At 66.8% G+C, this 25,736-nt stretch carries 21 protein-coding genes; 12 read left to right on the top strand and 9 right to left on the bottom strand.

The genetic code is table 11. The features are described 5' to 3' along the window. Nucleotides 1-12: 12 nt before the first annotated feature. Nucleotides 13-1,197, top strand: a complete 1,185-nt coding sequence (locus QP457_RS06910) for an MFS transporter (protein WP_205404830.1) — start codon at nt 13-15, stop codon at nt 1,195-1,197. Between the two features lie 40 nt (nt 1,198-1,237). Here QP457_RS06910 and QP457_RS06915 read toward each other — a convergent pair whose 3' ends face one another. After that, entirely contained in the window at nt 1,238-2,653 is a 1,416-nt protein-coding gene (locus QP457_RS06915; protein ID WP_205404829.1) for a GGDEF domain-containing protein, read from the bottom strand. Between the two features lie 287 nt (nt 2,654-2,940). Between QP457_RS06915 and QP457_RS06920 the strand changes: the two genes are divergently transcribed. Both QP457_RS06920 and QP457_RS06925 read left to right on the top strand, forming a co-directional pair. Beyond that, nucleotides 2,941-5,187, top strand: coding sequence for a TonB-dependent siderophore receptor (locus QP457_RS06920; RefSeq protein WP_205404828.1), 2,247 nt, complete (start codon nt 2,941-2,943; stop codon nt 5,185-5,187). Nucleotides 5,188-5,361: 174 nt separating this feature from the next. After that, on the top strand, nt 5,362-6,336 hold the full coding sequence (locus QP457_RS06925) for a cation diffusion facilitator family transporter (RefSeq protein WP_180164080.1): 975 nt from the start codon (nt 5,362-5,364) through the stop codon (nt 6,334-6,336). A 22-nt stretch (nt 6,337-6,358) separates the two neighbouring features. On the opposite strand, the gene nfi is transcribed toward QP457_RS06925, so the two are convergent. After that, the gene (gene nfi / locus QP457_RS06930) at nt 6,359-7,033 is read right to left on the bottom strand and encodes a deoxyribonuclease V (RefSeq protein WP_205404827.1); all 675 of its coding nucleotides are present in this window, start codon (nt 7,031-7,033) and stop codon (nt 6,359-6,361) included. Nucleotides 7,034-7,127: 94 nt separating this feature from the next. On the opposite strand from nfi, the gene gpmA reads away from it, so the two are divergent. Beyond that, nucleotides 7,128-7,877: a 2,3-diphosphoglycerate-dependent phosphoglycerate mutase gene (gene gpmA / locus QP457_RS06935; protein WP_205404826.1), complete on the top strand. Its 750-nt coding sequence runs from the start codon at nt 7,128-7,130 to the stop codon at nt 7,875-7,877. A 122-nt stretch (nt 7,878-7,999) separates the two neighbouring features. Here gpmA and QP457_RS06940 read toward each other — a convergent pair whose 3' ends face one another. Next, nucleotides 8,000-8,422, bottom strand: a complete 423-nt coding sequence (locus QP457_RS06940) for a hypothetical protein (protein ID WP_205404825.1) — start codon at nt 8,420-8,422, stop codon at nt 8,000-8,002. Nucleotides 8,423-8,522: 100 nt separating this feature from the next. On the opposite strand from QP457_RS06940, the gene QP457_RS06945 reads away from it, so the two are divergent. After that, nucleotides 8,523-10,613, top strand: coding sequence for a M13 family metallopeptidase (locus QP457_RS06945; RefSeq protein WP_205404824.1), 2,091 nt, complete (start codon nt 8,523-8,525; stop codon nt 10,611-10,613). Nucleotides 10,614-10,695: 82 nt separating this feature from the next. Here QP457_RS06945 and QP457_RS06950 read toward each other — a convergent pair whose 3' ends face one another. From QP457_RS06950 to rlmJ, 6 genes are all read right to left on the bottom strand, one after another. Further along, nucleotides 10,696-11,256 (bottom strand): hypothetical protein, encoded by a 561-nt coding sequence (locus QP457_RS06950; RefSeq protein WP_205404823.1) that lies wholly within the window; start codon nt 11,254-11,256, stop codon nt 10,696-10,698. 101 nt (nt 11,257-11,357) lie between these two features. Further along, on the bottom strand, nt 11,358-11,963 hold the full coding sequence (locus tag QP457_RS06955; protein ID WP_180164092.1) for an HD domain-containing phosphohydrolase: 606 nt from the start codon (nt 11,961-11,963) through the stop codon (nt 11,358-11,360). A gap of 184 nt (nt 11,964-12,147) precedes the next feature. Continuing rightward, nucleotides 12,148-12,663 carry a hypothetical protein gene (locus QP457_RS06960; protein ID WP_205404822.1) on the bottom strand — a complete coding sequence of 172 codons (516 nt, stop codon included), beginning with the start codon at nt 12,661-12,663 and terminating at the stop codon, nt 12,148-12,150. Between the two features lie 82 nt (nt 12,664-12,745). Continuing rightward, nucleotides 12,746-16,210, bottom strand: coding sequence for a transcription-repair coupling factor (gene mfd / locus QP457_RS06965; RefSeq protein ID WP_205404821.1), 3,465 nt, complete (start codon nt 16,208-16,210; stop codon nt 12,746-12,748). 126 nt (nt 16,211-16,336) lie between these two features. Continuing rightward, nucleotides 16,337-16,882 carry a GNAT family N-acetyltransferase gene (locus QP457_RS06970; RefSeq protein ID WP_025879325.1) on the bottom strand — a complete coding sequence of 182 codons (546 nt, stop codon included), beginning with the start codon at nt 16,880-16,882 and terminating at the stop codon, nt 16,337-16,339. A gap of 95 nt (nt 16,883-16,977) precedes the next feature. Continuing rightward, nucleotides 16,978-17,835, bottom strand: a complete 858-nt coding sequence (gene rlmJ / locus QP457_RS06975; protein WP_132825582.1) for a 23S rRNA (adenine(2030)-N(6))-methyltransferase RlmJ — start codon at nt 17,833-17,835, stop codon at nt 16,978-16,980. A gap of 35 nt (nt 17,836-17,870) precedes the next feature. Here rlmJ and creB point away from each other — a divergent pair, with 35 nt between their 5' ends. From creB to QP457_RS07010, 7 genes are all read left to right on the top strand, one after another. After that, on the top strand, nt 17,871-18,596 hold the full coding sequence (gene creB / locus QP457_RS06980; protein ID WP_100551975.1) for a two-component system response regulator CreB: 726 nt from the start codon (nt 17,871-17,873) through the stop codon (nt 18,594-18,596). Between the two features lie 3 nt (nt 18,597-18,599). Next, complete coding sequence (gene creC / locus QP457_RS06985; protein WP_205404820.1) at nt 18,600-20,060, top strand: two-component system sensor histidine kinase CreC; 1,461 nt, start codon at nt 18,600-18,602, stop codon at nt 20,058-20,060. Between the two features lie 81 nt (nt 20,061-20,141). Continuing rightward, entirely contained in the window at nt 20,142-21,455 is a 1,314-nt protein-coding gene (creD, locus tag QP457_RS06990) for a cell envelope integrity protein CreD (protein WP_205404819.1), read from the top strand. 10 nt (nt 21,456-21,465) lie between these two features. Further along, the gene (locus QP457_RS06995; RefSeq protein ID WP_180164103.1) at nt 21,466-21,876 is read left to right on the top strand and encodes a hypothetical protein; all 411 of its coding nucleotides are present in this window, start codon (nt 21,466-21,468) and stop codon (nt 21,874-21,876) included. Between the two features lie 131 nt (nt 21,877-22,007). Next, nucleotides 22,008-23,600 (top strand): M28 family metallopeptidase, encoded by a 1,593-nt coding sequence (locus tag QP457_RS07000; protein WP_100551978.1) that lies wholly within the window; start codon nt 22,008-22,010, stop codon nt 23,598-23,600. A gap of 153 nt (nt 23,601-23,753) precedes the next feature. Then, nucleotides 23,754-25,157 carry a glutamate--tRNA ligase gene (gltX, locus tag QP457_RS07005; protein WP_205404818.1) on the top strand — a complete coding sequence of 468 codons (1,404 nt, stop codon included), beginning with the start codon at nt 23,754-23,756 and terminating at the stop codon, nt 25,155-25,157. Nucleotides 25,158-25,191: 34 nt separating this feature from the next. After that, the gene (locus tag QP457_RS07010) at nt 25,192-25,677 is read left to right on the top strand and encodes a Fur family transcriptional regulator (RefSeq protein WP_025879333.1); all 486 of its coding nucleotides are present in this window, start codon (nt 25,192-25,194) and stop codon (nt 25,675-25,677) included. Nucleotides 25,678-25,736: the final 59 nt, after the last annotated feature.

Here is a 25,736-nt window from a genome sequence, read left to right on the forward strand (position 1 = left end):
ATTGCAACCACAATGATGATGCCTCCGCTGTCCCGCCCGCCGTTGGGCCTGCTCGCCATTGCTGCCGGTGCCAGCGTGGCCAACGTCTACTTCGCGCAGCCGCTGCTGGAGCGCCTGGCCCACGATTTCGCCCTGGATGCCGCGGTGGCCGGTGCACTGCTGGCTGCCACCCAGGCCGGCAGCGTGCTGGCCCTGCTCGGATTGCTGCCGCTGGCCGACCGTGGCGACCGTCGCCGACTGCTGCGGGTGCAACTGCTGGCGCTGGTGGTGGCGCTGCTGTGGCTGGCCGCCGCCCGCAACACCGCATGGTTGCTGTCGGGCATGCTGCTGGCGGGGTTGCTGGGGACGGCGCTGACCCAGGGATTGATCGCCTACGCCGCCAACCTCGCTGCACCGGAGCAACGCGGGCGGGTGGTGGGCATGGTCCAGGGCGGCGTGTTCATCGGCCTGCTGTCGGCACGCGTGGTGTCCGGCGCGGTCGCCGCCGTGGCGGGATGGCGTGCGGTGTACCTGCTGTCGGCACTGTTGATGGCAGCGCTGGCGCTGCTGTTGTGGCGGCGGCTGCCGCACGTGCAGGTGCCTGCAGTGGCGCCGGCGTGGCGCGAGCTGCTGCGCTCCATGGTCCAGATGCTGCTGCAGGATCGGGCACTGCGCGAACGTGGGCCCTTGGCACTGCTGTTGTTTGCTGGTCTCAATGTGTTCTGGGCGGCGGTGCCACTGCCGTTGTCGGCGCCGCCCCTGAGCTGGTCGACCGCTGGCATCGGCGCGCTGGGCCTGGCTGGCATCATCGGCGCGCTGCTGGCGGCGCGGGTCGGGCACTGGATGGATCGTGGTTTTGCCCACCGGGTGAGCCTGGGCGCGCTGCTGTTGATGCTGGTCGCCTGGGCGCCGCTGCTGGGCCTGCCGCAGTCGCTGGCGCTGTTGCTGCTGGGCGTGGTGGTGCTGGACCTGGGCGGGCAGGCATTGCATGTGTCCAACCAGGCACTGCTGCTGCGCGCACCGGCCGAACAGCATGGGCGCCTGGTGGCGCTGTACATGCTGTTCTATGCGGTGGGCAGCGGTGTGGGCGCTGCCGCAGGCACCTGGATGCAGGCGCGCTACGGGTGGCCGGCGGTGTGCGCGCTGGGAGCGGGAATCGCCCTGCTGGGCTTGGCGTGGTGGGCGACGTGGCGTATTTTGCGTAAGGCCGCCCGGTAGCGCCGACGCTGTTCGATGCCCTACCGCGCGCGCTGCAGGCTCAACGTTGCAGCGCGCGTCGCCCGGGTGCCTCGGGCAGTGCTTCGTCGGCCACCACCACACGGTTGCGGCCTTGTCGCTTGGCGGCATACATCGCCGCGTCGGCGCGCGCCATCAGCCGCTCGTAATCGGGATGCCCATCGTGTCCGGCCACGCCGATGCTGGCGGTCAGCCCCAACGTCTGTCCATTCGGCAGGGAGATCGGCGATTGTGCGATCTGCCGACGCAGGCTTTCGGCGATCACCTCCGCCTGCGACTCGCTCGCCGCCACCAGCACCACCACGAACTCCTCGCCGCCGTAGCGGAACAGGTAGTCGCTGCCACGGGTCTGCTGGCCGAGCAGGGCGGCAACGTGCTGCAGCGCGCGGTCGCCGGCGTCGTGGCCGTGGCCATCGTTGATCGCCTTGAAATGATCCAGATCCAGCAACAGCAGCGCGAATGGCGTGTGGTTGCGCGTGGACAATTCGATCTCACGGCGCAGCACGGTCGGCAGGAAGCGCCGGTTGAGCAGGTTGGTCAGCGCATCGCTGCCCGCATCCAGTTCGCCGATGCGTTCGAACAGCAAGGTCATCAGGTTGCGGATGGTGGCGAGGTCTTCGCGGATCGCCGGCAGGGCCGCCAGTCGCCGTGCCGGATCTTCATCCGTGGCGCGCTGCAGGCTGCTGTCGATGCGTGCCATCAGTTGGCCGACCTGCTGTGTCTCGCTGCTTTCGCCGAAGCTGGGAATACCCTTGTGGGTGAACCAGAGGCCGAATTCCGAGGTCGCCAGACTCGCGTTGTCGGCGCCTGTCGCATGGCCGGCGAGGTTGTACAGCAGGCTGTTTTCCCAATCCAGCAGCAGGGCGCGCTGGCGCTCGCGCTCGGTGCTGACGTTCTGCACCAGTGAGAACAGCCGGTACGCTGCATCCGTGCGCGAAGAGCGCTCACGGGCATGCGTATAGGCCAGGGTCATGCCCTCCATGGCGATGTCCATGATCGCGCTGAGGCAATCGATGGCGGCGAAAGCGGTGTCGCTGTCATGGGCGTCGGCGCGCAGGCGCACGAACAACTCGTGCTTGAGCACGCGTGCTCCGCGAGTCACCAGATCAACCGGAATGCCCACCCGCGCATGCACATCGCCGATCACCCGCTGTGCGGCGACCGTAGCGGCAATTCCATCCGCATCGGTGGTCAGCAGCTGCGCCAGCCAACGCTGCATCGCCGGTTGCAGGCGTTGCTTGACCTGTTCATGGGACAGGAAGCGGCGTGCGCGCGTGTCCTGCAGCAGCACCTCGTAGAAGCGCTGCGCCAGCATTGGCGGTGCGTCGGCGGCCACGGCATGCAGCAGTGCGGCGGCGGCGGGGCCAGCCTGCAGCAGGCAGTGCTGCCAGGCCTGGGCCAGCGGTTGGCTGGCTTCGTCCAGTTGGGGTGTATCCACGTCGATCTCTAGCGGCGCACAACAGACCACGGTATCGGCCGCAGCTGTCGACGGTTGATGGCAGGTAAGCCAGCCAGTTTAAGCGCCATGCAGGCCGAAAAACGCGGGCAGAGCACATGCCGGCCGATGCCGCAATGCGTTGACGCATTTGAGAATCACTCGCATTTGTGAAAAAATGACGGCAGGAACCGACCTGCGGGCGTCCCGCAGCGATCGTTCCGCCTCCCCCGTCGCCGCCTCGTGCCCTATGCCAGAGGCTTCCGCTGCCCTGCCAGAAGGTCCAGAACATGCCTGCAAACACTCTTTCACCGCGCCCGCTGGCGCTTGCCGTCGCCGCGCTGCTGGCCGGCGCCGCGGTTACCGCACATGCGGAAACCGATGCCACCGATATCGATACCGTGCATGTCACCGCCTCTCAGATCGCGCGGCAGGCGCTGGGCACCTCCACCATCACCGCTGAAGACATCGCCAAGCGACCGCCGGTCAACGACATCGCCGAGCTGCTGCGTACGATGCCCGGCGTCAATCTGACCGGCAACAGCGCGTCGGGACAGTACGGCAACAACCGGCAGATCGATCTGCGCGGCATGGGGCCGGAAAATACCCTGATCCTGATCGACGGCAAGCGCGTGGGTGCACGCGACGCGGTGCGCATGGGCCGCAGTGGCGAGCGCAACACGCGTGGCGATACCAACTGGGTGCCGGCGGAAATGATCGAACGCATCGAAGTGCTGCGCGGCCCGGCGGCGGCGCGCTATGGCTCGGGTGCATCCGGTGGCGTGGTCAACATCATCACCAAGCGCCCGACCGGCGACCTGACCGGCGCGGTTGACCTGTACGGCCTGGTGCCCGAACACAGTGCCGAAGGTGGCAGCGAGCGCGTCGGCCTGCAGCTGAGCGGGCCGATGACCGACACGCTGTCGTTCCGGCTGTACGGCAACCTCAACAAGACCGATGCCGATTCGCTGGATCTCAACCGCAACTTCGCCACCGGCGCCAATGCGGTACCGCCGGCGGGCCGCGAAGGCGTCAAGAACCGCGATGTCAACGCGCTGCTGCGTTGGGACGTGAGCGCCAACCAGGTGGTCGAATTCGAGGCCGGCACCAGCCGCCAGGGCAACATCTATGCCGGCGACCGTGCGGTCAGCACCACCGGAACCTCTACCGGCGTCGACCTGGCCGCGCTGGCCGAGCAGCAGGCCGAGACCAACCGCATGTACCGCACCACCGGCGCGATCACCCATCGCGGACGCTGGGGTGATGTCAGCTCGCGGCTGACGGCAGCGGTGGAAGGGGTCAACAATTCGCGCATCAACGAAGGCCTGGCCGGTGGCCCGGAGGGCAGCTTCAACGGCGCTGACTGGTCGACCTCGCGCCTGCGCAACTACCAGCTGGACGGCGAGGCCAGCTTCCCGACCACCCTCGGCGGCGCCGGGAACGTGTGGACGCTGGGCTTCGAATACCTCGACAGCCGGTTGACCGATCCGTATTCCATGAGCCAGTCCAGCAGCAGCGGGGGTGGCATTCCGGGCCTTTCGGCCGACCGCGCACGCGGCAAGTCCGATGCGCAGACCACCGCTGTCTACGTGGAAGACAACATCTACCTGGGCGAACGCTGGATCGTGACCCCGGGCCTGCGTTTCGACCATCACAGCCAGTTCGGCAACAACACCAGCCCGAGCCTCAACGCGCAGTTCCGGCTCAACAGCGACTGGGTGGTGAAGGGCGGCATCGCGCGTGCGTTCAAGGCGCCGAACCTGTATCAGTCCAACCCGGACTATCTGTATTACACCCGTGGCAACGGCTGCCCGAACGCATTGCCGAGCCTGGGTGCCGGTTGTTATATGCAGGGCAATGCAGATCTGAAGGCAGAGACCAGCCTGAACAAGGAACTGGGCGTGGAGTGGGCACCGCAGAGCGGCTGGCAGGCCTCGCTGACCTACTTCCACAACGACTACAAGGACAAGATCCAGGCCGGCTACACCCAGATCGGCCTGACGGCCGACAGCAAGGGCCGCATCTTCCGCTGGGAGAACGCACCCAAGGCCATCGTGCAGGGGCTCGAGGGCAACCTGGTGATTCCGCTGCTGGGCGAGCAGGGCGACCGCCTGAAGTGGAGCAACAACTTCACCTACATGGTGGAGAACGAAAACAAGAGCACCGGCCAGCCGCTGTCGGTGATTCCCAAGTACACCGTCAACACCATGCTGGACTGGCAGGCCACCGAGCAGCTGTCGCTGCTGCTGACTGGCACCTTCTACGGCAAGCAGGAACCGGCCACGACCAACATCAACAACGACCCGCGCTGCACGGCCAACTGCGATGCGTCCACCGTGCTGCAGACCCGCGGCGCGTACAACGTTTGGGGCGTGAGCGCGCGCTACAAGGTGACCGACACGGTCAGCGTGGGCTTCGGCGTCAACAACCTGACCGACAAGCGCCTGTTCCGCGAGGCCAACAGCAGTGATGCCGGTGCGGCGACCTACAACGAACCCGGTCGCGCGTACTGGGCGAGCCTGCGTTTCGGGTTCTGATCCGATGCGCTCGCCAGGCATGGCCTGGCGCTACCGGAGGCGGGCACGTCACACCGGTAGCGCCGGGCCATGCCCGGCAGCATCGGTCGTGCAGGCCTGCAATGTTATAAACACCGTGATAGTTTCCCAACGCCCGTCGGCGTAGCCTGCCTCCATCGCAAAGGAGCTGTTGCCATGGGTCACGACCACGATCACCTGCCATCCGAGATCCGCCACGAGAAACCCTTGTGGTGGGCGCTCGGCCTGACCTCCACCTTCCTCGTGGTGGAGGTGGTCGGTGCGTTCTGGACCAACAGCCTGGCGCTGCTGTCCGATGCCGCGCACATGGCCACCGACACCCTGGCGCTGATGATCGCGCTGGTGGCCGTGCGGCTGAGCCGGCGTCCGCCGGATGCACGCCGCACCTATGGCTATGCGCGCCTTGAAGCCCTGGGCGCGATGATCAATGGCGCCATGCTGTTCGTGGTCGCCGGCTACATCCTGTGGGAAGCCATCGGTCGCTTCCGCCAGCCGCAGGAGATCGCTTCCACCGGCATGCTGGTGATCGCTGCGGTCGGTCTGGTGATCAACATGATCTCCATGCGCCTGCTGCAGGCCGGCAGTGGCGAGAGCCTCAACGTGAAGGGCGCCTACCTGGAAGTGTGGGCTGACATGCTCGGCTCGGTGGCGGTGATTGCCGGTGCGCTGCTGATCCAATGGACCGGCTGGAAGCCGATCGACCCGATCCTGGCCGTGCTGATTGGTCTGTGGGTGCTGCCACGCACGTATGTGCTGATGCGCGAAGCGGTAAACGTGTTGCTGGAAGGCGTGCCCAAGGGCATGGACGTGGCCAAGGTGCGCGACCGCCTGTCCGACCATGACGCGGTGCTGGACGTGCATGATCTGCACGTATGGGCGCTGGCGTCCAGCACGCCGGCACTGACCGCGCACATCGTGATGCGCGAAGGCGACGACGCCGACCGCCTTCGTCGCGAACTCGGTGATCGCCTGCACGATGATTTCGGCATCGAACACGTGACCCTGCAGATCGAGGCCGACCACTGCGGCGAAGCCTGTGGCCAGCCGTCAGCAGCGAAGGACGACGATCACACCGGGCACGATCATGCAGCGACCGACGCGCAGGGCCATCGCGGTCACGTGCATCGTTGAGCGGTATTGCCCAGCTGCACCGCTATTTTTCGCGCCGCGAGGCCAGCCGATCCGCCAACCGGGTAGGCTCGGGCAGGCGATAGCCGCGCAGCGTGCGCTGCACCCAGGCCAGCGCGGTATCGGCGCTGACCCGATGTCCGCCGGCGACGAACAGCGGCTTGCAGCGCAGCTTGCTGCGCAGCACCCAGCCGAGCTGCTCGTTGCCGTCCATCAACGGCGTATGCGCGCCTGCCTCGGCGCCCGGCTCGATGAAGCGGCCAACCAGCTTCGATTTGGCCACGCCGATGCTTGGCAGGTCGGTCACCACGCCCAGGTGTGCGGCAATGCCCAGGCGGCGCGGATGGCTGATGCCGTGGCCATCGACGAACACCAGATCCGGCGTTCGCGGCAGCAGCGCCAATGCCGCCAGCAGCGCCGGCAGTTCGCGGAAGCTGAGCAGGCCCGGGATATAGGGCATGACGGTAGGGATGCGGGCGATTTCCTGCGCCACCGGCTGCAGGGTCTCCGCGTCGAGCAGTACCGCCGCCGCGCGGGTGATCGCGCCGTCTTCCTCGAAGCCGACATCCAGCCCGGCCAGCCAGCGCACGGTGGCGGGCAGGCGGTCCTGGCGCTGCACACGGCTGGCCAGCTGTTTCTGCTGCTCGCGGGCGGCGTTGACGCTGCCTTCCCAGCGCCCGGGGTCGATCACGGTATTCATCGGCCACAGGATGACATCCGCACCGCCACGGCGCGGTGAGCGGGCGCCGGGGCTACAATGGCCGCCTGCCTTTCCTCGCGTTGGAGACCCTGCAGTGACCCGTAAACTCGTACTGTTGCGCCATGGCCAGAGCCAGTGGAACCTGGACAACCGCTTCACCGGCTGGGTCGATGTCGACCTGACCGAGCAGGGGCGCCGGGAAGCGGCTGCCGCCGGCCGCCTGATGCGCGAGGAAGGCCTGCAGTTCGACGTCGCCCACACCTCCGTGCTCAAGCGCGCCATCCACACCCTGCAGGGTGCGCTGGCCGAGCTTGATCAGGATTGGCTGCCGGTGAACAAGTCCTGGCGCCTCAACGAGCGCCACTACGGCGGCCTGCAGGGCCTGGACAAGGCCGAGACCGCCGCCAAGCACGGCGAAGACCAGGTCAAGGTGTGGCGCCGTTCGTACGACATCCCGCCGCCGGCAATGGACCTGGAAGATCCGGGCCATCCGATCCATGACCGTCGCTACGCCGGCCTGGACCGCAACGCGCTGCCGGGTACCGAATCGCTGGCCACCACCCTGGACCGCGTGCTGCCGTACTGGCACGACGTCATCGCGCCGCAGCTGAAGGATGGCAAGACGGTGCTGGTCACCGCCCACGGCAACTCGCTGCGCGCGCTGTACAAGTACCTCAACAACGTGTCGCGCGAGGAAATCCTCGAGCTGAACATCCCGACCGGCATCCCGCTGCTGTTCGAGTTGAATGACGACCTCACCGTGAAGTCGTTCCGCTACCTGGGTGACCCGGAAGCGGCACGCAAGGCTGCTGAAGCCGTGGCCAACCAGGGCAAGGCGAAGTAAGAACGAAGGGCCGGCGCAAGCCGGCCTTTCTTTTTGTTGGGCGAGCCAGGCTCAACGGCTTTTGGCTCGGCAGCGGTTACCCCGCGCTCTGGTAGCGCCACGCCATGAGGGCTGTGCGGCCGTCAGCAGTCGTAACCCCAGTCTTCCACGCTCAGCGTGCAACCCAGCAGTTCGCCCAGCGCGGCCTGCTGCGCCAGCAATCGATCCAGTGCCATCTGCTGGAACGCATCGCTCCCCAGCACATCGACCACGCCCGCTTCGGCGGTGCGTACGAACAGGGTGACGAAACCGCTTGCCTTGGCCCGTTGCATGCTGCCGATGCCGGCGCTCATCACCGGGAACGGCAGGACCAGGCTGAGGCCATGCTGGCTGAATCCCGCGCAGCCGGTTTCCGCTGCCGACCACGCCAGCAGATGCGCGCGCGGTTCGGCATCGATCGTTGCGGCAACGATACCAGGCAGGTGTTCAACGCCAACCAGTCGGGCACGGCTCGTATAAAGCCGTAGTGGATCGCTCTGAAGGGTGGCAAGGATGAGGGTCTTCATTGCGGCCATGGTAGCGGCCAAGCATCGTCCTGTGACCTTTGGCCGGTCCCCGCCATCGCCGCAGCGGCTACGCTGGACGATTCGCCGTTGGAGACACGCCATGAACGTCCGCAATCTGGTCCCGTTGGGCCTGACCATCGCCATCGCCGCTTCGCTCGCCGCCTGTGGCAAGAACGAGACCGCGCCCGCTGCCGACGCCGCCAAGCCGGCGTTCGACCAGTCGCAGATCAAGACCGCGCTGATCTCGCTCAACAGCGCCGATCTGGATCCGTCCATCGCTGCATGCACCGACCTCAACGGCTTCGTCAACAGCAAGTGGCTGAAGGCCAACCCGGTGCCGGGCGACCAGACCACCTGGGGCAGCTTCGAGATCCTTCGTGAGCGCTCGCTGGAAGTGCAGCACGCGCTGGTCCAGCAGGCCGCCGCCAGCCAGGCCAAGGCCGGCTCGGTGGAAGCCAAGATCGGCGACATCTGGAAGACCGGCAACGACGAAGCGAAGATCGAGGCCGCCGGCCTGGCGCCGCTGCAGCCGACGCTGGACAAGATCACCGCACTGAACGACACCGCCGCCATCACCCAGTACCTGCGCGACAGCCAGGCGCAGGGCCAGGGCGTGCTGTTCTCGCTGTTCGCCAACGCCGACTACAAGGATTCGGCCAACGTCATCGCCTATGTCGGCCAGGGCGGCCTCGGCCTGCCGGAGAAGGGCTACTACTTCGACGAATCACAGGCCAAGATCCGCGACGCCTATGTGGCCTATATCGCGCAGGTGCTGACCCTGTCCGGCGTGGCCGCCGCGCAGGCCGCGGAGCAGGCCAAGGCGGTGATGGCGTTCGAGACCCGCCTGGCCAAGGCCTCGATGTCGCGCATCGAGATGCGTGACCCGGCCAAGCGCTACAACCCGCTCAGCGCCGCCGACGCGGACAAGCTGACCCCGAACTTCAGCTGGACCGCGCTGTTCGACACCCTGAAGGTGCCGGCCGCGCAGAAGTTCTCGCTGGCCCAACCGGGCTTCTTCAGCGAGATGGACAAGATGCTGGCAGACGTGCCGGCCGCCACCTGGCAGTCCTACCTGCGCTTCCACACCATCGATGATGCCTCGCCGTACCTGAGCAGCCAGTTCGAGAAGGCCAACTTCGAGTTCTATGGCAAGACCCTGCGCGGCCAGCAGGAAATGCAGCCGCGCTGGAAGCGCGTACTAGAGTCGGTCAACGGCGGCATGGGCGAAGCGCTCGGCCAACTGTATGTCGATGCGGTGTTCCCGGCCGAATCCAAGGAGGCCATGCAGCACCTGGTGCAGAACCTGTCGGTGGCGCTGAAGGCGCGCCTGGAGCAGCTGCCGTGGATGGGCGAAGAAACCAAGAAGAAGGCGCTGGAGAAGTGGGCCAGCTTCACTCCGAAGATCGGTTACCCGGACAAGTGGCGCGAGTGGACGGGCCTGCAGACCAACGGTGACAGCTACCTGGGCAACATGCAGGCTGCGCGCGCGTTCAACTACCGATACATGCTGGACAAGGTCGGCAAGCCGGTGGACAAGACCGAGTGGGGCATGACCCCGCAGACCGTCAATGCCTACTACAACGCTACCAAGAACGAGATCGTGTTCCCGGCGGCGATCCTGCAGGCGCCGTTCTTCGACGCCAAGGCCGATCCGGCGCTGAACTACGGTGGCATCGGTGCGGTCATCGGCCACGAGATGATGCACGGCTACGATGACTCGGGCAGCCAGTTCGCCGCCAACGGCAACTTCGACAACTGGTGGACCGACAGCGACCGCAAGGCCTTCACCGAGCGCACCGATCAGCTGGTCGCCCAGTTCGACGGCTACGAGTCGGTGCCGGGCGTGTTCGTGAAGGGCAAGCTGACCCTGGGCGAGAACATCGGTGATCTGGGTGGCCTGACCGTGGCCTACGATGCTCTGCAGATGGCGCTGAAGGAGAACCCGAAGGCGAACGTCGAGGTTGACGGCCACAGCCAGGACCAGCGCTTCTTCATGAACTGGGCCACCGTGTGGCGTCGCAACTTCACCGACGGTGAGCTGCGCGTGCGCCTGAACACCGATCCGCACGCACCGGCGAACTTCCGTGCCAACGGTGCGCCGTCGAACATGCCGTCCTATGCCGCTGCGTTCCAGTGCAAGGCCGGTGATGCGATGGTGCGCGCAGACGACAAGCGCGTGGTGATCTGGTAACCGATCGCCCGCACTGCGTGAAGCAGAAGGCCCGGCGCAAGCCGGGCCTTTTCATTGGGGAACCACTACAACCGGCTGCGGCTCAGCCCGGGCATTTCAGGTACTGCGACAACGTCGCCTGCCATGCACTGGCCGGGTCGAAGCCTGGCACCAGGCCGCCACCCGTGCCGGTGAAGTTGGACATGCCATGGGCCAGCATGTAGGTGGGGGTATACGAGGGCGGCCCCACGCGCTTGCTGAAGGTACAGATGCCAGCGACATAGGCGGGCGCCTTGTCGGGGGTCAGTTGCGCCTTCAACGCGCTGTCGAAGCGGCCGAGATTCTCCTCGCCCATCGCCGAACCCGCCATCGCCTTCAGCGCGTTGTAGGCACTGTGTCCGGTCTCGTCCGCAACCCGCTGGCGATCGAAATGGGCGAATACGCCGGCGATGTTGTAGAGATCGATGGCGTCCTGCATTCGCCCATCCTGCACGCAGCGGGACAGGGCGTTCATCAAGGCGGCGGGCGAGGTGCTGGCGCTGATCTGGCTGCGCGACAAGCAGGCGGCAGCGGGCGCGTTGCCCTCCTGCTGGGCCTGTGCGAACGGCGCCAGGGCCAACAGCAACAGTCCCAGCGGTGCGGCGATGCGGGTGTTTCCTTTCATGGGTGGTGCTCCTCGTAAGCAGGCGGCCGTCTTTGGCCGATCATCAGCTTGCGAGGATTGCCGGGGCTGCGCAAGCGAGGCGCAGCCAGGCCCGTGCATGCTCAGGCCAGCGCCGGCTCGTGCTTGAGCATGCCGTGGAAACGCTGCAGCACGTACGGATCGATCAGGCCACCTGCCTGCTCATCGAGTATCCGCAGCACCGTCTCATGCTCCATCGCTGCGCGATAGGGGCGTGCACTGGTCATCGCATCATAAGCATCGACGATGGTGACGATGCGTGCGCCCAGCGGGATGTTCTCGCCCAGCAGGCCATCGGGATAGCCGCTGCCGTCGAACGCTTCATGGTGGGCGCGGATCAGGCGCGCGACCGGCGCGGCATCACTGCGACCGGTGGCCAGGAAGATGTGTTCGCCACGTACCGGATGCTCGCGCATGATCGCGCGCTCTTCATCGCTGTGCCGGCGTGGGCTCAGCAGTACGTCGTCGGGAATGCCGATCTTGCCGATATCGTGGAAGCGTGCGGCCAGGGCGACCTGCGCGCAGGCTTCTTCATCCAGGTCGCAATGCAGGGCAAGGTGCTGCGCAAGCAGGCCCACGCGGTCGCAGTGGTGGCGGGTATAGGCATCACGCATCTGCAGTGACATCGACAGGGCGTCGATCAGGCAGGCCTGCGCGTGCAGGAGGTCGGGAGGTCTGGGCAGGGGCATCGGAACTGGCGGCGCGGCGAAGCCGCGCAGGAAACGGAAAGGCCCGCAAGAGCGGGCCAAGGCGGCGCATAGGGTACCCGCATCGGTGTTGCGCGGGGCGCATCGACGGTATCGCGTGGGGCCGTACGTTCAGTCGTGCAGCGTGTCATCGCCCCGGCCGCATCGGCAACCGGGGCGGCGTGGCTCAGCCGGTGGTCTGCAGGTGGATGCGATGGGCTTTGGCGAAGGCGTCCTGCGCGTCGCTCAGGGTCTGCATGTCTTCGTCCATCTTGGTCACGGCTTCATCCAGCGTCCGCAGCAGCGGGGTGACCTGTTCTTCGCTGTAGCCATCGGGCAGGGCAGCCAGCTGTTCCATCACCGCGAACATCTGTTCGGTGCTCTTCAGGGAATCGAGCAGGTTCTGGTGCAGTGCATCGGCGTCCTTGCCATGGGTGAACTGCTGGACGAAGACCAGCCGGTCGGCGATTTCCTTGTGCGCGTTCTTCAGGCCGAAGCGATGCTGCTGCATGCTCTTGCCATCCTGCAGCGACGCATGGAAGGACTCGCCGTTCGGGCCGTTGGTCCATTGTTCGACCATGCTGACCGTGCCGTTCCAGCTGGCGACATTTTCGTGCAGGTAATCACGGTTGCTCATGCCGCTGTGGCAGGCGGCCAGCAGGCCCAGGCTGGTGGCGAGCAGAAGGGGGGCGAAACGATTCACGGCAACACTCCTTGTCGCGGGCGCAGTAAACGGAAAGGGCACCGGTCTGCCGCCCGCGGCGGACCGGAACCTTGGATATCGATCAGCGCAGGGCCAGGGTCAGCAGCAGCGCACGTGCGGCATTGAAGCGGTCTTCGGGCAGCGGCAGCGGATGCTTGACGCGCAGCTTGTCCGGACCTTCCATGGCATAGAGGTTCGGTTGCTTCTGGATCAGCTGGATCACCGCCATCGGGTCGATGTTCGGCTTGGATTCGAACACGATACGGCCACCGTTCTCGCCCAGGTCCAGCTTGCGGATGCCCAGCATGCTGGCCTGCAGCTTCAGCTCGGCGATGGCGAACAGGTTCTTGGCCGCATCCGGCAGCAGGCCGAAACGATCGATCATCTCCACCTGCAGCTCGCGCAGCGCATCGCTGTCGCGCGCGCTGGAAATGCGCTTGTACAGCGTCAGACGGGTGTGCACGTCCGGCAGGTAGTCGTCCGGAATCAGCGCCGGCACATGCAGTTCGACCTCGGCGCCACGCGCTTCTTCGCCGGCATCGATGTCGGGCAGATGGCCCTGCTTGATGCTGCGCACGGCGCGTTCCAGCAGCTCGGTGTACAGGCTGAAGCCCACTTCGGCCATCTGCCCGCTCTGGTCTTCGCCCAGCAGTTCACCGGCACCGCGGATTTCCAGATCGTGCGTGGCCAGGGTGAAGCCGGCGCCCAGTTCGTCCATCGATGCGATTGCTTCCAGGCGCTTTTCCGCGTCGGGCGTGATCGAGCGACGGTCCGGTACAACCAGATACGCATAGGCGCGGTGGTGCGAACGACCGACGCGGCCACGCAGCTGATGCAGCTGGGCCAGGCCGAAGCGGTCGGCACGGTTGATGATGATGGTGTTGGCGTTGGGGATGTCGATGCCCGATTCGATGATCGTGGTCGACAGCAGCACGTTGAAGCGCTGCTTCTGGAAGTCCAGCATCACCTTTTCCAGCTCGCGCTCGGGCATCTGCCCATGGGCGATGCCGATGCGCGCTTCGGGCACAAGTTCGGACAGCTCACGCTGCATGCGGCCGATGCTTTCCACATCGTTGTGCAGGAAATACAGCTGGCCACCGCGTGCCAGCTCGCGCTGGAAGGCTTCGCGCAGCAGCGCGTTGTCCCACTGGGTGATGAAGGTCTGCACCGCCAGCCGGTTCGGCGGCGGGGTGGCGATGATCGACAGATCGCGCAGGCCGGCCATCGCCATGTTCAGCGTGCGCGGGATCGGCGTGGCGGTCAGGGTCAGCAGGTGCACGTTGGCGCGCAGTGCCTTCAGCGCCTCCTTCTGGCGCACACCGAAGCGCTGCTCCTCGTCGACGACGACCATGCCCAGGTCCTTGAACTTCACGTCCGGCTGCAGCAGGCGATGGGTGCCGACGATGACGTCGATGGTGCCGGCGGCGACCTTCTCCAGCTCGGCCTTGATCTCCTTGGTGCTCTTGAAGCGCGACAGCACCTCGACCTTCATCGGATAGTCAGCGAAGCGGTCGCGGAAATTGCGGTAATGCTGTTCGGCCAGCAGCGTGGTCGGCACCAGCACCGCCACCTGCTTGCCAGCGCTGGCGGCAGCGAACGCGGCACGCACCGCGACTTCGGTCTTGCCGAAGCCCACATCGCCACAGACCACGCGGTCCATCGGCTGGCTGCTGGCCAGGTCACGCAGGGTGGCGTCGATGGCGGCCAGCTGGTCCGGGGTTTCCTCGAACGGGAAACCGGCGGCGAACGGCTCGTACATCGCGCGGTCCACCTGCAGTGCCAGTCCGGCACGCGCCTGGCGGCGGGCCTGGATCTCCAGCAGCTCGGCGGCCACGTCGCGCACCTTCTCGGCAGCCTTGCGCTTGGCCTTGCTCCACTGCTCGCCACCCAGCGAATGCAGGGGTGCGGTCTCGGCCGAGGCGCCGGAATAGCGGCTGATCAGATGCAGCTGCGCGACCGGCACGTACAGCCGGTCGCCCTTGGCGTATTCGATTTCCAGGAATTCGCCGGGCATGCCACCGACGTCCATCGCGATCAGTCCGCGATAGCGGCCGACACCATGGTCCTCGTGCACGATCGGCGCGCCTTCGGTCAGCTCGCCGAGATCGCGGATGATCGCTTCCGGCTCACGTCCGGCGCGGCGCGTGCGGCGCGTGCTGCCCGCGCGCTCGGGGAACAGCTGGCGTTCGGTCAGCACCGCGATGTGCGGTGCGTCCAATGCGAAGCCGTCTTCCAGCGGCGCCACGGCAATGGCGAAGCGTTCGTCGCTGGCCAGGAAGGACAGCAGATCGGCCACCACTGGCGGCTTCAGCTCGGCGGCCTGCAGCACTTCCAGCAGGGCCTCGCGGCGGCCGGGTGAATCGGCGGCAATCAGCACGCGGCCGGGATAATGGCCGAGGAAGGATTTCAGTGCGTCACCGGCCGGCGCCTCGCGTGCGGCCACCGGCAGCGGCGGCAACGGCTGGTCGCCCAGCGCATGCGCCTCGGCAATGCGCGCGTGATCGGCAGCCCATACCTCGATGCGCGGTGCGTCGTTCAGACGCTCGCGCAGCAGGTCCGGCGACAGGTACAGTGCCGACGGTGGCAGCAGCGGCCGTTCAACATCATGGCGGCGTTGCTCGTAGCGCTCGCCGGTCTGCGTCCAGAAGGTCTCTGCCGCTTCAGCGGCACCGACGCAGACCACCGGCAGGCTGCCGGCCGGCAGATAGTCGAACAGGGTGGCGGTGCGCTCGAAGAACAGCGGCAGGTAATACTCGATGCCAGCCGGCGCCAGGCCCGATTTCAGATCCTGGTACAGCGAACTGCGGCGGGTATCGACGTCGAAGCGCTCGCGCAGGGTGGCCAGCACCCGCGCGATGCTGGCGTCGTCCATCGGCACTTCGCGGCCGGGCAGCATGTGCACCGCCTCGACCTTGTCCAGCGAGCGTTGGCTTTCCGGATCGAACGCACGGATCGAATCGATGTCTTCGTCCAGCAGCTCCACTCGCAGCGGCTCGTCGGCGCCCATCGGGTAGACGTCAAGCAGGCCACCGCGCACGGCGAAGTCACCCGGGTCCATCACCTGCGGCACGTTGCGGTAACCGGCGCTTTCGAGGCGACGCTTCTCCGCTTCCAGGTCCAGGCGCTGGCCGACTTCAAGATTGAAGCTGCCACCGATGACGTAGCTACGGGGCGCCAACTGCTGCAGCAGGGTCTGCACCGGCACCACCACCAGGCCACGCTTCAGCGTGGGCAGGCGGTGCAGGGCGGACAGGCGCTGCGAAATGATGTCCGGGTGCGGGCTGAAGCGGTCGTAGGGCAGCGTTTCCCAATCCGGGAACGCCACCACCGGCAGGCTCGGGTCGCCTCCCAGCAGAGTATGCAGGTCCGCTTCGAGCTGGTTGGCACCGTGGTTGTCACGGGCCACCACCAGTACCGGGGCGTCATGCGTGCGCGCGGCCTGGGCCAGATACCAGGCCAGGGCAGTGGGCGAGGCGGGGGCGCGCCACCAGGCGCGGAGCTGGCCGGCACGGGGCAGCGGCGGGGCGGGGTAGGGAGTACGCGACATGAACTGCGGATTTTAGCAGAAGCCCCCGCCGGGCCCATGATCGTTACGTGACCGGGGTAGCGCCGGGCCATGCCCGGCGAGCGCAGCGGTCGGATCAACATCGCCGGGCAGGGCCCGGCGCTACCGTCAGTTGTCCAGCTCCAGCACCATCCGCACCAGGCCCTCGGCCCCGTTCGGGTGCGGCACCGGCTTGAAGCCCAGCGAGGCGGCCAGCTGCTTCATCGGCTCGTTCTCGGCGGCGACATCGCCGTACAGGCGGTCCAGGTACTTGCCGCGGCCCCATTTCACCAGCTTGCGCATCAGCTGGCGGCCCAGGCCCTGGCCGATCAGGAACCGGCTGATCAGGATCGCGTATTCGGCTTCGCGGGTACCGGGGATGATCGAGGCACGGGCCACCGCGCCGACCACGGCCTCACCGGCCGGCAGCGACTCGGCGGCGACCAGGGTGATCTCGGTCTTCGGATTGGGGTGGGTCAGGCGCTGGGTGGTTTCCGGCGACAGCTCGGTCACCGACTGCAGGAAACGGTCACGGATTTCTTCCGGCCCGAACAGGCTGAAGGCGGCCTGCAGCGGCGCGCCATCTTCCGGGCGGATGGGGCGGATCAGCAGCTCGTGGCCGCTGGGAGCCTTGAAGATCTCATGCCAGGGCGGCATGCGGTTGCGAGTGGCCATACCGGGTGATTCCTTGGTGGTCCATCGATTGTGTCATCACCGGGGCTGTATTCCGTGAACGAAAGGCTCACGGTCGTACAGCCTCGTGAAGGCCCTTATTCGGCCGTCTTCAGCCAGTCCAGGCGGGTGCTGGCACCGGGTTCGCCCAGATGCTGGCGCAGCGCCGGCAGGGCCGGGCCGACCACGCGGTCGAACTGCCAGGGCGCATTAAGCACCAGCATGCCACTGCCGTTGAGGCGCAGCGGCGAGTCGTCCGGGCGCACCAGGAACTCGATGGTCATCGCCGACTTCACCGGCAGTGCGGTGGCCTTGCGCAGGAAATGCAGGATGGTGCGGCGCTGCTTGATCGGGAACCAGACCGCACAGGTGGCCTGCGGCCAGCGCGCCAGGGTCTCGGCCAGCGCGGCCAGGATCGCTTGGTACTCGGCATCCTGGGCCTCGTAGGGCGGGTCGATCAGGACCAGGCCGCGGCCGATCTTGGCGCCGTTGGCCTTGGGCGGCAGCAGCGAGCGCAGCAGCGCGTAGCCGTCACCGGGGTGTACGCCGACGCGGCTGTCATGGGCGAACAGGGTCTTCAGCGACGCGGCTTCGTCCTCCTGCAGCTCGCACACCGCCATGCGGTCCTGCGGGCGCATGGCCTGCGCGCTCAGCAGCGGCGAGCCGGGGTAGGCGATCATCGCGCCGACCGGATTGTCGGCCTGCACTGCCTTGAGGTAGCGCTCGACCACCTCCGGCAGCTTGGGCTGGGCCATCAGCCGCATGACCCCGGATTCGGCCTCAAGGGTCTTGCGGCTTTCTTCGCTGGCCAGCAGGTAGCGGCCGGCACCGCCGTGGGTGTCGAGCACGAAGAACGGGCTGTCCTTGCGCTTGAAGCTGTCGATCAGGGCCAGCTGCACGATGTGCTTGAGGACATCGGCGTGGTTGCCGGCGTGGAAGGCGTGGCGATAGTTCATGGGCGGCAGTGTACGGGGCGAGGGCCGCAGCGGCTATGCTGCGCGCCATGACAGCGCCTGTTACCCATGTCCTGGTGGTTGAAGACGAAGCGGCCATCGCCGAAACCGTGCTCTATGCGCTGCGCAGCGAAGGCTATGCGGCCAGCCACAGCCTGCTGGGCGGGCAAGCCCTGCAGCAGCTGCAGGCCGGCGATATCGACCTGGTGGTGCTGGATGTCGGCCTGCCAGACCTCAGTGGTTTCGAGGTCTGTCGCCGGCTGCGCGCCCTGCCGGGGCCGGTGGCGCAGGTGCCGGTGATCTTCCTGACCGCACGCAACGACGAACTCGACCGCGTGCTGGGCCTGGAGCTGGGGGCCGACGACTACATGGCCAAGCCGTTCTCGCCGCGCGAGCTGGTGGCGCGGGTGCGTGCCCGGCTGCGGCGTGCCACGCCCGCTCCGGCCGCCTCGGGTGCCGAGACCGGCTGGCAGGAACATGGTGCCTTCGCCATCGATCGTGAAGGCCGCCGCATCCGCTTCCAGGGCCACGCGCTGGACCTGACCCGCTATGAATATGCCCTGCTGGAAGCGCTGCTGCAGCGCCCCGGCGCGATCCTCAGCCGCGCCCAGTTGATGGACCGTGGCTGGGACAGCGCCGCCGACAGCGCTGACCGCACCGTCGACACCCACGTCAAGACGTTGCGCGCCAAGCTGCGGGCGGCCGGCGCCAGCGGTGAGCCGATCCGCACCCATCGCGGCCTCGGCTACGCCCTGGAGGTCTGACGGGTGCGTCTGGTCCTGAAACTGTTCCTGGGCTTCTTCCTGATCGTGGGCATCGCCGCGTTCTTCGTGATGCGCGTTTTCGTCAATGAAGTGAAGCCGGGCGTGCGCCAGGCGATGGAATCGACCCTGGTGGACGCGGCCAATGTGCTGGCCGAGATGGCTGCCGCCGACGTCAAGGCCGGCACCATCCGCAACGGCAGCTTCACCCGCAACCTGGCCAAGGCCCGGCAGCGTGACCTGAAGGCCATGGTCTGGCGCTTCCCCAAGCGTGCGCTGGACTACCGGGTGACGATCACCGACGCCAAGGGCATCGTGATCTACGACTCGTTGGGCCGCGATGTGGGCCGCGACAATTCGCGCTGGAATGATGTCTATCGCACGCTGCGCGGCGAGTACGGCGCGCGCTCCAGCCCGGAAACGCCGGGCGATGACAGCAACACGGTGATGCACGTGGCCGCGCCGGTGTACGACCCGGTCGATGGCAGCACCCTGATCGGCGTGCTCAGCCTGGCCCAGCCCAACCGCAGCATCGATCCGTTCATTGCCGCCAGCCAGCGCGCCATCATCGAACGCGGCGCGTGGCTGATCGGCCTGTCGGCGCTGGTGGGTGTGCTGGTGACGATGTGGCTGACCAACGGCCTGGGCCAGCTCAGCCGCTATGCGCGGGCGGTCAGTGCCGGTGAGCCGGTGCCACCGCCCAAGCGCCGCAACGATGAGATCGGCGAGCTTGGCCAGGCGCTGGAGACGATGCGGCGCAAGCTGGAAGGCAAGGCGTACGTCGAACAGTATGTGCAATCGCTGACCCACGAGATGAAAAGTCCGTTGGCGGCGATCCGCGGTGCGGCCGAACTGCTGCAGGAGCCGATGGCCGACGCCGACCGCGCGCATTTCGCACGTAGCATCGTCGACCAGCAGGAGCGGCTGACCGAAACCATCGACAAGCTGCTGGCGCTGGCCGAGGTCGAGCAGCACGGCTGGTTGCAGACCCGTGATCCGATTGCCTTGCCCGCGCTGCTGCAGGAAGCCGCAACGGCAGCGCAGGTACGCGCGCAGGCAGCCGGTGTCGAGCTGCATATCGACCAGGTGCCCGACCTGCGTGTGCAGGGCGATGGTTATCTGCTGCGGCAAGCGCTGCACAACCTGATCGACAACGCCATTGCGTTCTCGCCGCCCGGGGCACAGGTGCAGCTGGATGCACAGCTGGACGGGCAGGGTGTACGCCTGCAGGTTGCCGACCGTGGCGCGGGCATTCCCGATTACGCACGCGAGCGCGTGTTCGAACGCTTCTATTCGCTGGCCCGACCCGGCACCGGCCGCCGCAGTTCCGGCCTCGGCCTGCCCTTCGTGCAGGAAGTCGCGCGCCTGCATGACGGCCGCGCCGGCCTGCAGCCGCGCGAAGCAGGCGGCACCGTGGCCAGCCTGTGGCTGCCGCTGGCGATACCTGGGCAGCGCCAGCGGCGCTGACTTCACACTCGCTTCAAATTCGCCACAAACCCTGCTCACCGCAGCGATCCATCCTGCAGTCCTCTCCAACGAGGACGGACGATGAAATCCCTGAAGATGCTGCTGCGGTTCGCCATTGTCGGCGGCCTGATCCTGCTGCTGCTGATCCCGCTGTTTCTGATCCGCAGCGTCATCACCGAGCGCAGCGCCTATCGCGAAGAGGCCTATTCGCGGGTGGCCGAAAGCCGTGCCGGTACCCAGCGCGTGGTCGGGCCAGTGCGCGTGGTGCCGTGGTCCAAGCGCCAGCTGGTGGAAGTGGTCGATGCGCAGGGCAACAAGAAGACCGAGCTGCAGACCACCCAGGGCTACTGGTTGCAGCCGCCGGCCACCCTGCAGATCAGCGGCGAGCTGCTGCCAAGCCAGCGTTCGGTCGGCCTGTTCAAGGTGCCGGTGTACAGCTGGAATGGCCAGCTCAAGGCGACCTTCAGCGAGGATGACTACCCGGAGCACGATGGCACGACCTATGGTGAGGCCTACATCGCGCTGGGCGTGTCCGATGCGCGCGGTCTGGTCGGTACGCCGAACCTGCGCGTTGATGGACAGCAGGTCAAGCTGCTGCCGGGCGTGGCCGGCGCATCCGCACTGGGCCGTGGGCTGCATGCACCGATCGCCGGCATCTCGCGCAGCGGAGGCACCCTGGCGGCCAGCAGCGTGGAACTGGAACTGCAGCTCGATGGCAGCCGCTCGCTGTCGGTGGTGCCGGTGGGCGATGACAACCAGATCGCCCTTCGCTCCAGCTGGCCGCACCCGTCGTTTGCCGGTGCGTTCCTGCCCAACGAGCGGCGTGTGGATGCACAGGGCTTCGATGCACGTTGGGCCGTGTCCTCGCTGGCATCGGACGCGCAGCAGCGACTGCACGAAGGCGATGACCTGGACGCGCAGGCGGTGCAGGTCTCGCTGGTGGACCCGGTCGATACCTATACCCAGGCCGACCGCGCTTCCAAGTACGGCGTGCTGTTCGTGGTGCTGACGTTCGTTGGCTTCATCCTGTTCGAGCTGATCAAGTCGCTGCGCATCCACCCGCTGCAGTACCTGATGGTCGGCCTGGCGCTGGCGATCTTCTTCCTGCTGCTGATCAGCCTGTCCGAGCACATCGCCTTCTGGCAGGCCTACCTGGTCTCGGCGCTGGCCTGTATCAGTCTGCAGGCGGTGTACCTGGCCAACGTGCTGGGTCACTGGAAGCGCGGCCTGGGCTTCGCCGCGATGCTCACCGTGCTGTACGGCGCGCTGTATGGGCTGCTGGTGTCGGAAAACAATGCACTGCTGATGGGCTCGCTGCTGCTGTTCGTGATCCTGGCGCTGGCGATGTGGGTGACCCGTCGGGTCGACTGGTACGCCCTGGCCGAGCAGAAGTAAGGAGCACGCCATGGGTTGGCGCCAAGGATTGCAGCAACGGGCACGACAGGGCATTCCCTCCCTGCTGGAAGTGGATGCGCTGCTGCAGGCGCATGGGGTGTTGGCGGCTTTGCCGGGGGCACGGATCGCCCCCGGCCTGGTCCGCTTCCAGCTGGCCGCCATCACCTGCGAGGGACTGCAGCGGCGTGGGCTGGACTGGCTGCGGGAGGCGCGGCACGGACGCGGAGCGCTCGCGGGCGAGGTGCCCCGTTATCGGCCATGGAAGGCCGGGGCGGCGGCATTGTCGGAGATCGGCATCGACGGGCTGCCTGCGGAGTGGCCGGAACACGCCACCGTGTTTGGCTGCAGCAGCATCGACCAGCGGCATTGGCTGCTGCTGTTGCCGGAGCGTGCGCAGCTGTGGCTCGGGTGGAAGGGGTGACAGCCGCGCAAGGCCCCATCCACGCATGGCGTGGATCTACCAGATGCCCATGACCGATGGGACGGGGGCCCGGCGCCCTGGCTGGCTAGACTCGACCGGTTGATGATCGAGCCGAAGGGCAGGGGTGCGATGTGCTGAAGTGGGGCGTGCTGGCAGTAGCGCTGGCGATGGGTGGCAATGCGGTGGCGCAGCAGCGCGAGCCGGTGGACCTGGACATGGTCGGCAAGATCCGGCAGCAGGCGTTCCACAAATCGCAGGTGATGGACACCTTCAGCTACCTCACCGAACGCATCGGGCCGCGCCTGACCAATTCGCCGGCGATGGGCCGCGCCAACGCCTGGACCCGCGGCAAGTTCAGCGAATGGAAGCTGGACAACGTCCACGACGAAGCTTTCGACGAATTCGGCCGTGGCTGGGAATTCACCTCGGCCAGCGTGGAGATGCTGGGCGATCGTGTGCAGCCACTGCATGCCCTGCCCAAGGCGTGGACGCCGGGCACCAGGGGCCCGGTCGAGGGCGAACTGCTGCAGGTGGACATCAAGAAGCCCGAGGACATCGAGAAGTATCGCGGCAAGTTGCGCGGCAAGATCCTGCTGCTGGGCGAAGCACGCGAATACAAGCGTGGCACCGACGCCGATTCGCACCGGCACGACGCCACCTCGCTGGAAGGCCTGCAGGAGTTCACCCTGCCCAAGGACAAGGACGTGGCCGCCGACCGTGCCAAGCGGGTCAAGGAATACCAGGAGAAGCAGGCGCTGGCGGCGAAGGTCAACGCGTTCTTCGTCGAAGAAGGGGCGCTGGCCTCGATCAGCATCAGCAGCTGGGACAACGGCATCATCCGCGTGGCCGGTGGTGGCTCGCGCAAGGCCGGCGAGTCGGTCGGCATTCCCGAACTGGCGATGATCGCCGAGCACTTCAATCCGCTGGTACGCGCGCTGGAAGCCAAGCAGAGCGTGCGCCTGCGCGTGGATGTGGCCGCTCGCTTCACCGATGAAGCGGACCAGCCCGGCTACAACACGCTGGCCGAGATCCGCGGCAGCAGCAGGCCCGACGAAGTGGTGATGATCGGTGCGCACCTGGATTCCTGGCACAGCGGCACCGGCGCAGCCGACAACGCGGCCGGCGTGGCGGTGATGATGGAGGCCATGCGCATCCTCAAGGCCAGCGGCGCCAAGCCCAAGCGCACCATCCGGGTTGCGCTGTGGAGTGGCGAGGAACAGGGGCTGATCGGCTCGCAGGCATACGTGGCCAAGCACTTCGGTCGATTCCCCGAGCCGACCGACCCGGCGCAGAAGGCGCTGCCTGCCTCGCTGCGCGAGCCGACCGGTGCGCTGCAGAAGACCCGTGACTACGGCAAGTTCCAGGTCTACTTCAACATGGACAACGGCTCGGGTCGCTTCCGTGGCATCTACGCACAGGAAAACCTGGCGGCGATGCCGATCTTCGAAGCCTGGCTGGCCCCGTTCCATGACGTGGGTGCAACCACCGTGGCTACCCGCAACACCGGCAGCACCGACCACATCAGCTTCGACCGCATCGGCCTGCCGGGCTTCCAGTTCATCCAGGACAAGCTGGACTATTTCAGCAACGTCCACCACAGCCACCTGGACACCTGGGACCACGCCGAACCGGAAGACCTGAAGCAGGCCGCTGCCATCGTTGCCTCCTTCGCCTACCACGCCGCCATGCGCGAGCAGCCGTTCCCGCGCAAGCCCGAGCCCTGAAAAGGGGACGGAGGGATCAGGTCGTATTTCCCCTCCATTGCCCGCGCATCCCCGCAGGAGCGGGGGAGTAGCGACTTGATCCCCTCCGTCCCCTTTTTCCGCAGGGGACGGAGGGCTGGTAAAATCGGGGGATACCCGTTCCTCGAGCCCTCCATGACCTGCCGCACCCGCTTCGCCCCCAGTCCCACCGGCTACCTGCATATCGGTGGCGCCCGCACCGCGCTGTACTGCTGGCTGGAGGCCCGCCATCGTGGCGGCGAGTTCGTGCTGCGCATCGAGGACACCGACCGCGAACGCAGCACCCAGGGCGCGATCGACGCCATCCTGGAGGCGATGGAGTGGCTGGGCCTGGACTACGACGAAGGTCCGTTCTACCAGACCGAGCGCGTCGCCCGGTACAAGGAAGTGGCCGAGCAGCTGATCGCCGACGGCAAGGCGTACTACGCCTATGAAACCCGCGAAGAGCTGGATGCCATGCGCGAGGCCGCGATGGCCAAGCAGGAAAAGCCGCGCTACAACGGCGCCGCGCGCGATCAGGGGCTGCCGTACCGGGACGACCCGAACCGCGTCATCCGCTTCAAGAACCCGCTTGAAGGCACGGTGGTGTTCGATGACCTGATCAAGGGCCGTATCGAGATCGCCAACAGCGAACTGGATGACATGGTCATCTTCCGTCCGGACGGCTACCCCACCTACAACTTCGCGGTGGTGGTGGACGACTGGGACATGAAGATTTCCGAAGTCATCCGTGGCGACGACCACATCAACAATACCCCGCGCCAGATCAACCTGTACGAAGGTATCGGCGCGCCGGTACCGAAGTTCGGCCACATGCCGATGATCCTGGACGAGCAGGGCGCCAAGCTGTCCAAGCGCACCGGCGCGGCCGACGTGATGCAGTACAAGGACGCCGGTTACCTGCCCGACGCGCTGCTGAGCTACCTGGCCCGGCTGGGCTGGTCGCACGGCGACCAGGAGCTGTTCAGCCGCCAGGAACTGATCGACCTGTTCGACGTGAAGGACTGCAATTCCAAGGCCTCGCGCCTGGACATGGCCAAGCTGGGCTGGGTCAACCAGCACTTCCTGAAGACCGAGGAACCGGCCGCGATCGCGCCGCACCTGGTCTACCAGCTGCAGAAGCTGGGCCTGGACGTGGCCGCTGGACCGGCGCCGGTGGACGTGGTGATCGCCCTGCGCGAGCGCGTGCAGACCCTGAAGGAAATGGCCGAGAAGGCCGTGGTCTGGTACCAGCCGCTGAACGAGTACGATGAAGCGGCCGTGGCCAAGCACTTCAAGGCCGGTGCGGAACTGCCGCTGGGCAAGGCCCGCGAGCTGCTGGCAGCCCTGCCGGAGTGGACCGCCGAGGCTGTTGGCGTGGCCCTGCACGATGCAGCTGCGGCGCTGGAAATGGGCATGGGCAAGGTCGCCCAGCCGCTGCGCGTGGCCATCACCGGCACCCAGGTCAGCCCTGACATTTCCCATACCGTGTACCTGGCCGGCCGCGAGCAGGCCTTGAAACGCATCGATGTGGCCATCACCAAGGTAGCAACGGCCTGAGCCCACCGGCCCACGCCCGAACTGGAGAACGCGCATGTCCGCCAAAACCGCCTGTACGGCCCCGCACCACCATGTCCACGACGCTTCGGATTTCGTGGCGGTGGTCGAGCGTGTCTCGCGTGAGCGCGGGCTGCGCCTGACCCCGATCCGCGCCAACGTGCTCAAGCTGATCGCCGAGGCCGGCAAGCCGGTCAAGGCCTACGAGCTGCTGGAGTGGGTGCGCAACGGCAAGGGTGTGGGCGCTGATGCCCCGCCTACCGTGTACCGCGCGCTGGATTTCCTGATGGCCAATGGCTTCGTGCACAAGCTGGAATCGGTCAATGCCTTCGTGGCCTGCCACCATCCCAGCAGTGCGGCCCATTCGGTGCCGTTCCTGATCTGCAACAGCTGCCACAGCGCGGTGGAACTGGAAGACCGCGAGATCGTGACCCAGCTGGAGAAGCGGGCCAAGGAACTCGGTTTCCAGCCGCAGGCACAGACGCTGGAAGTGCACGGGCTCTGCGCCCGCTGCGCCGGCTGACGGAACGGTAGTGCCGGCCGCTGGCCGGTATCCTCGCGATTGGGGTCAGATCCCTTTGC

Origin of the sequence: Stenotrophomonas sp. As-7 (assembly GCF_030291015.1) — a bacterium.
Classification (GTDB): Bacteria; Pseudomonadota; Gammaproteobacteria; order Xanthomonadales; family Xanthomonadaceae; genus Stenotrophomonas; species Stenotrophomonas lactitubi.

Excerpts from the sequence above, each read along its gene's own strand:
- QP457_RS06910 (WP_205404830.1), top strand. The coding sequence starts at position 13 with ATGATGATGCCTCCGCTGTCCCGCCCGCCGTTGGGCCTGCTCGCCATT.
- QP457_RS06920 (WP_205404828.1), top strand. The coding sequence starts at position 2,941 with ATGCCTGCAAACACTCTTTCACCGCGCCCGCTGGCGCTTGCCGTCGCC.
- QP457_RS06970 (WP_025879325.1), bottom strand. The coding sequence starts at position 16,882 with ATGGCCACTCGCAACCGCATGCCGCCCTGGCATGAGATCTTCAAGGCT.
- QP457_RS06940 (WP_205404825.1), bottom strand. The coding sequence starts at position 8,422 with ATGAAGACCCTCATCCTTGCCACCCTTCAGAGCGATCCACTACGGCTT.
- creD (WP_205404819.1), top strand. The coding sequence starts at position 20,142 with ATGAAATCCCTGAAGATGCTGCTGCGGTTCGCCATTGTCGGCGGCCTG.
- gltX (WP_205404818.1), top strand. The coding sequence starts at position 23,754 with ATGACCTGCCGCACCCGCTTCGCCCCCAGTCCCACCGGCTACCTGCAT.
- QP457_RS07010 (WP_025879333.1), top strand. The coding sequence starts at position 25,192 with ATGTCCGCCAAAACCGCCTGTACGGCCCCGCACCACCATGTCCACGAC.
- QP457_RS06995 (WP_180164103.1), top strand. The coding sequence starts at position 21,466 with ATGGGTTGGCGCCAAGGATTGCAGCAACGGGCACGACAGGGCATTCCC.
- QP457_RS06955 (WP_180164092.1), bottom strand. The coding sequence starts at position 11,963 with ATGCCCCTGCCCAGACCTCCCGACCTCCTGCACGCGCAGGCCTGCCTG.
- rlmJ (WP_132825582.1), bottom strand. The coding sequence starts at position 17,835 with ATGAACTATCGCCACGCCTTCCACGCCGGCAACCACGCCGATGTCCTC.
- mfd (WP_205404821.1), bottom strand. The coding sequence starts at position 16,210 with ATGTCGCGTACTCCCTACCCCGCCCCGCCGCTGCCCCGTGCCGGCCAG.
- creB (WP_100551975.1), top strand. The coding sequence starts at position 17,871 with ATGCTGCGCGCCATGACAGCGCCTGTTACCCATGTCCTGGTGGTTGAA.
- QP457_RS06945 (WP_205404824.1), top strand. The coding sequence starts at position 8,523 with ATGAACGTCCGCAATCTGGTCCCGTTGGGCCTGACCATCGCCATCGCC.
- QP457_RS06950 (WP_205404823.1), bottom strand. The coding sequence starts at position 11,256 with ATGAAAGGAAACACCCGCATCGCCGCACCGCTGGGACTGTTGCTGTTG.
- nfi (WP_205404827.1), bottom strand. The coding sequence starts at position 7,033 with ATGAATACCGTGATCGACCCCGGGCGCTGGGAAGGCAGCGTCAACGCC.
- QP457_RS06925 (WP_180164080.1), top strand. The coding sequence starts at position 5,362 with ATGGGTCACGACCACGATCACCTGCCATCCGAGATCCGCCACGAGAAA.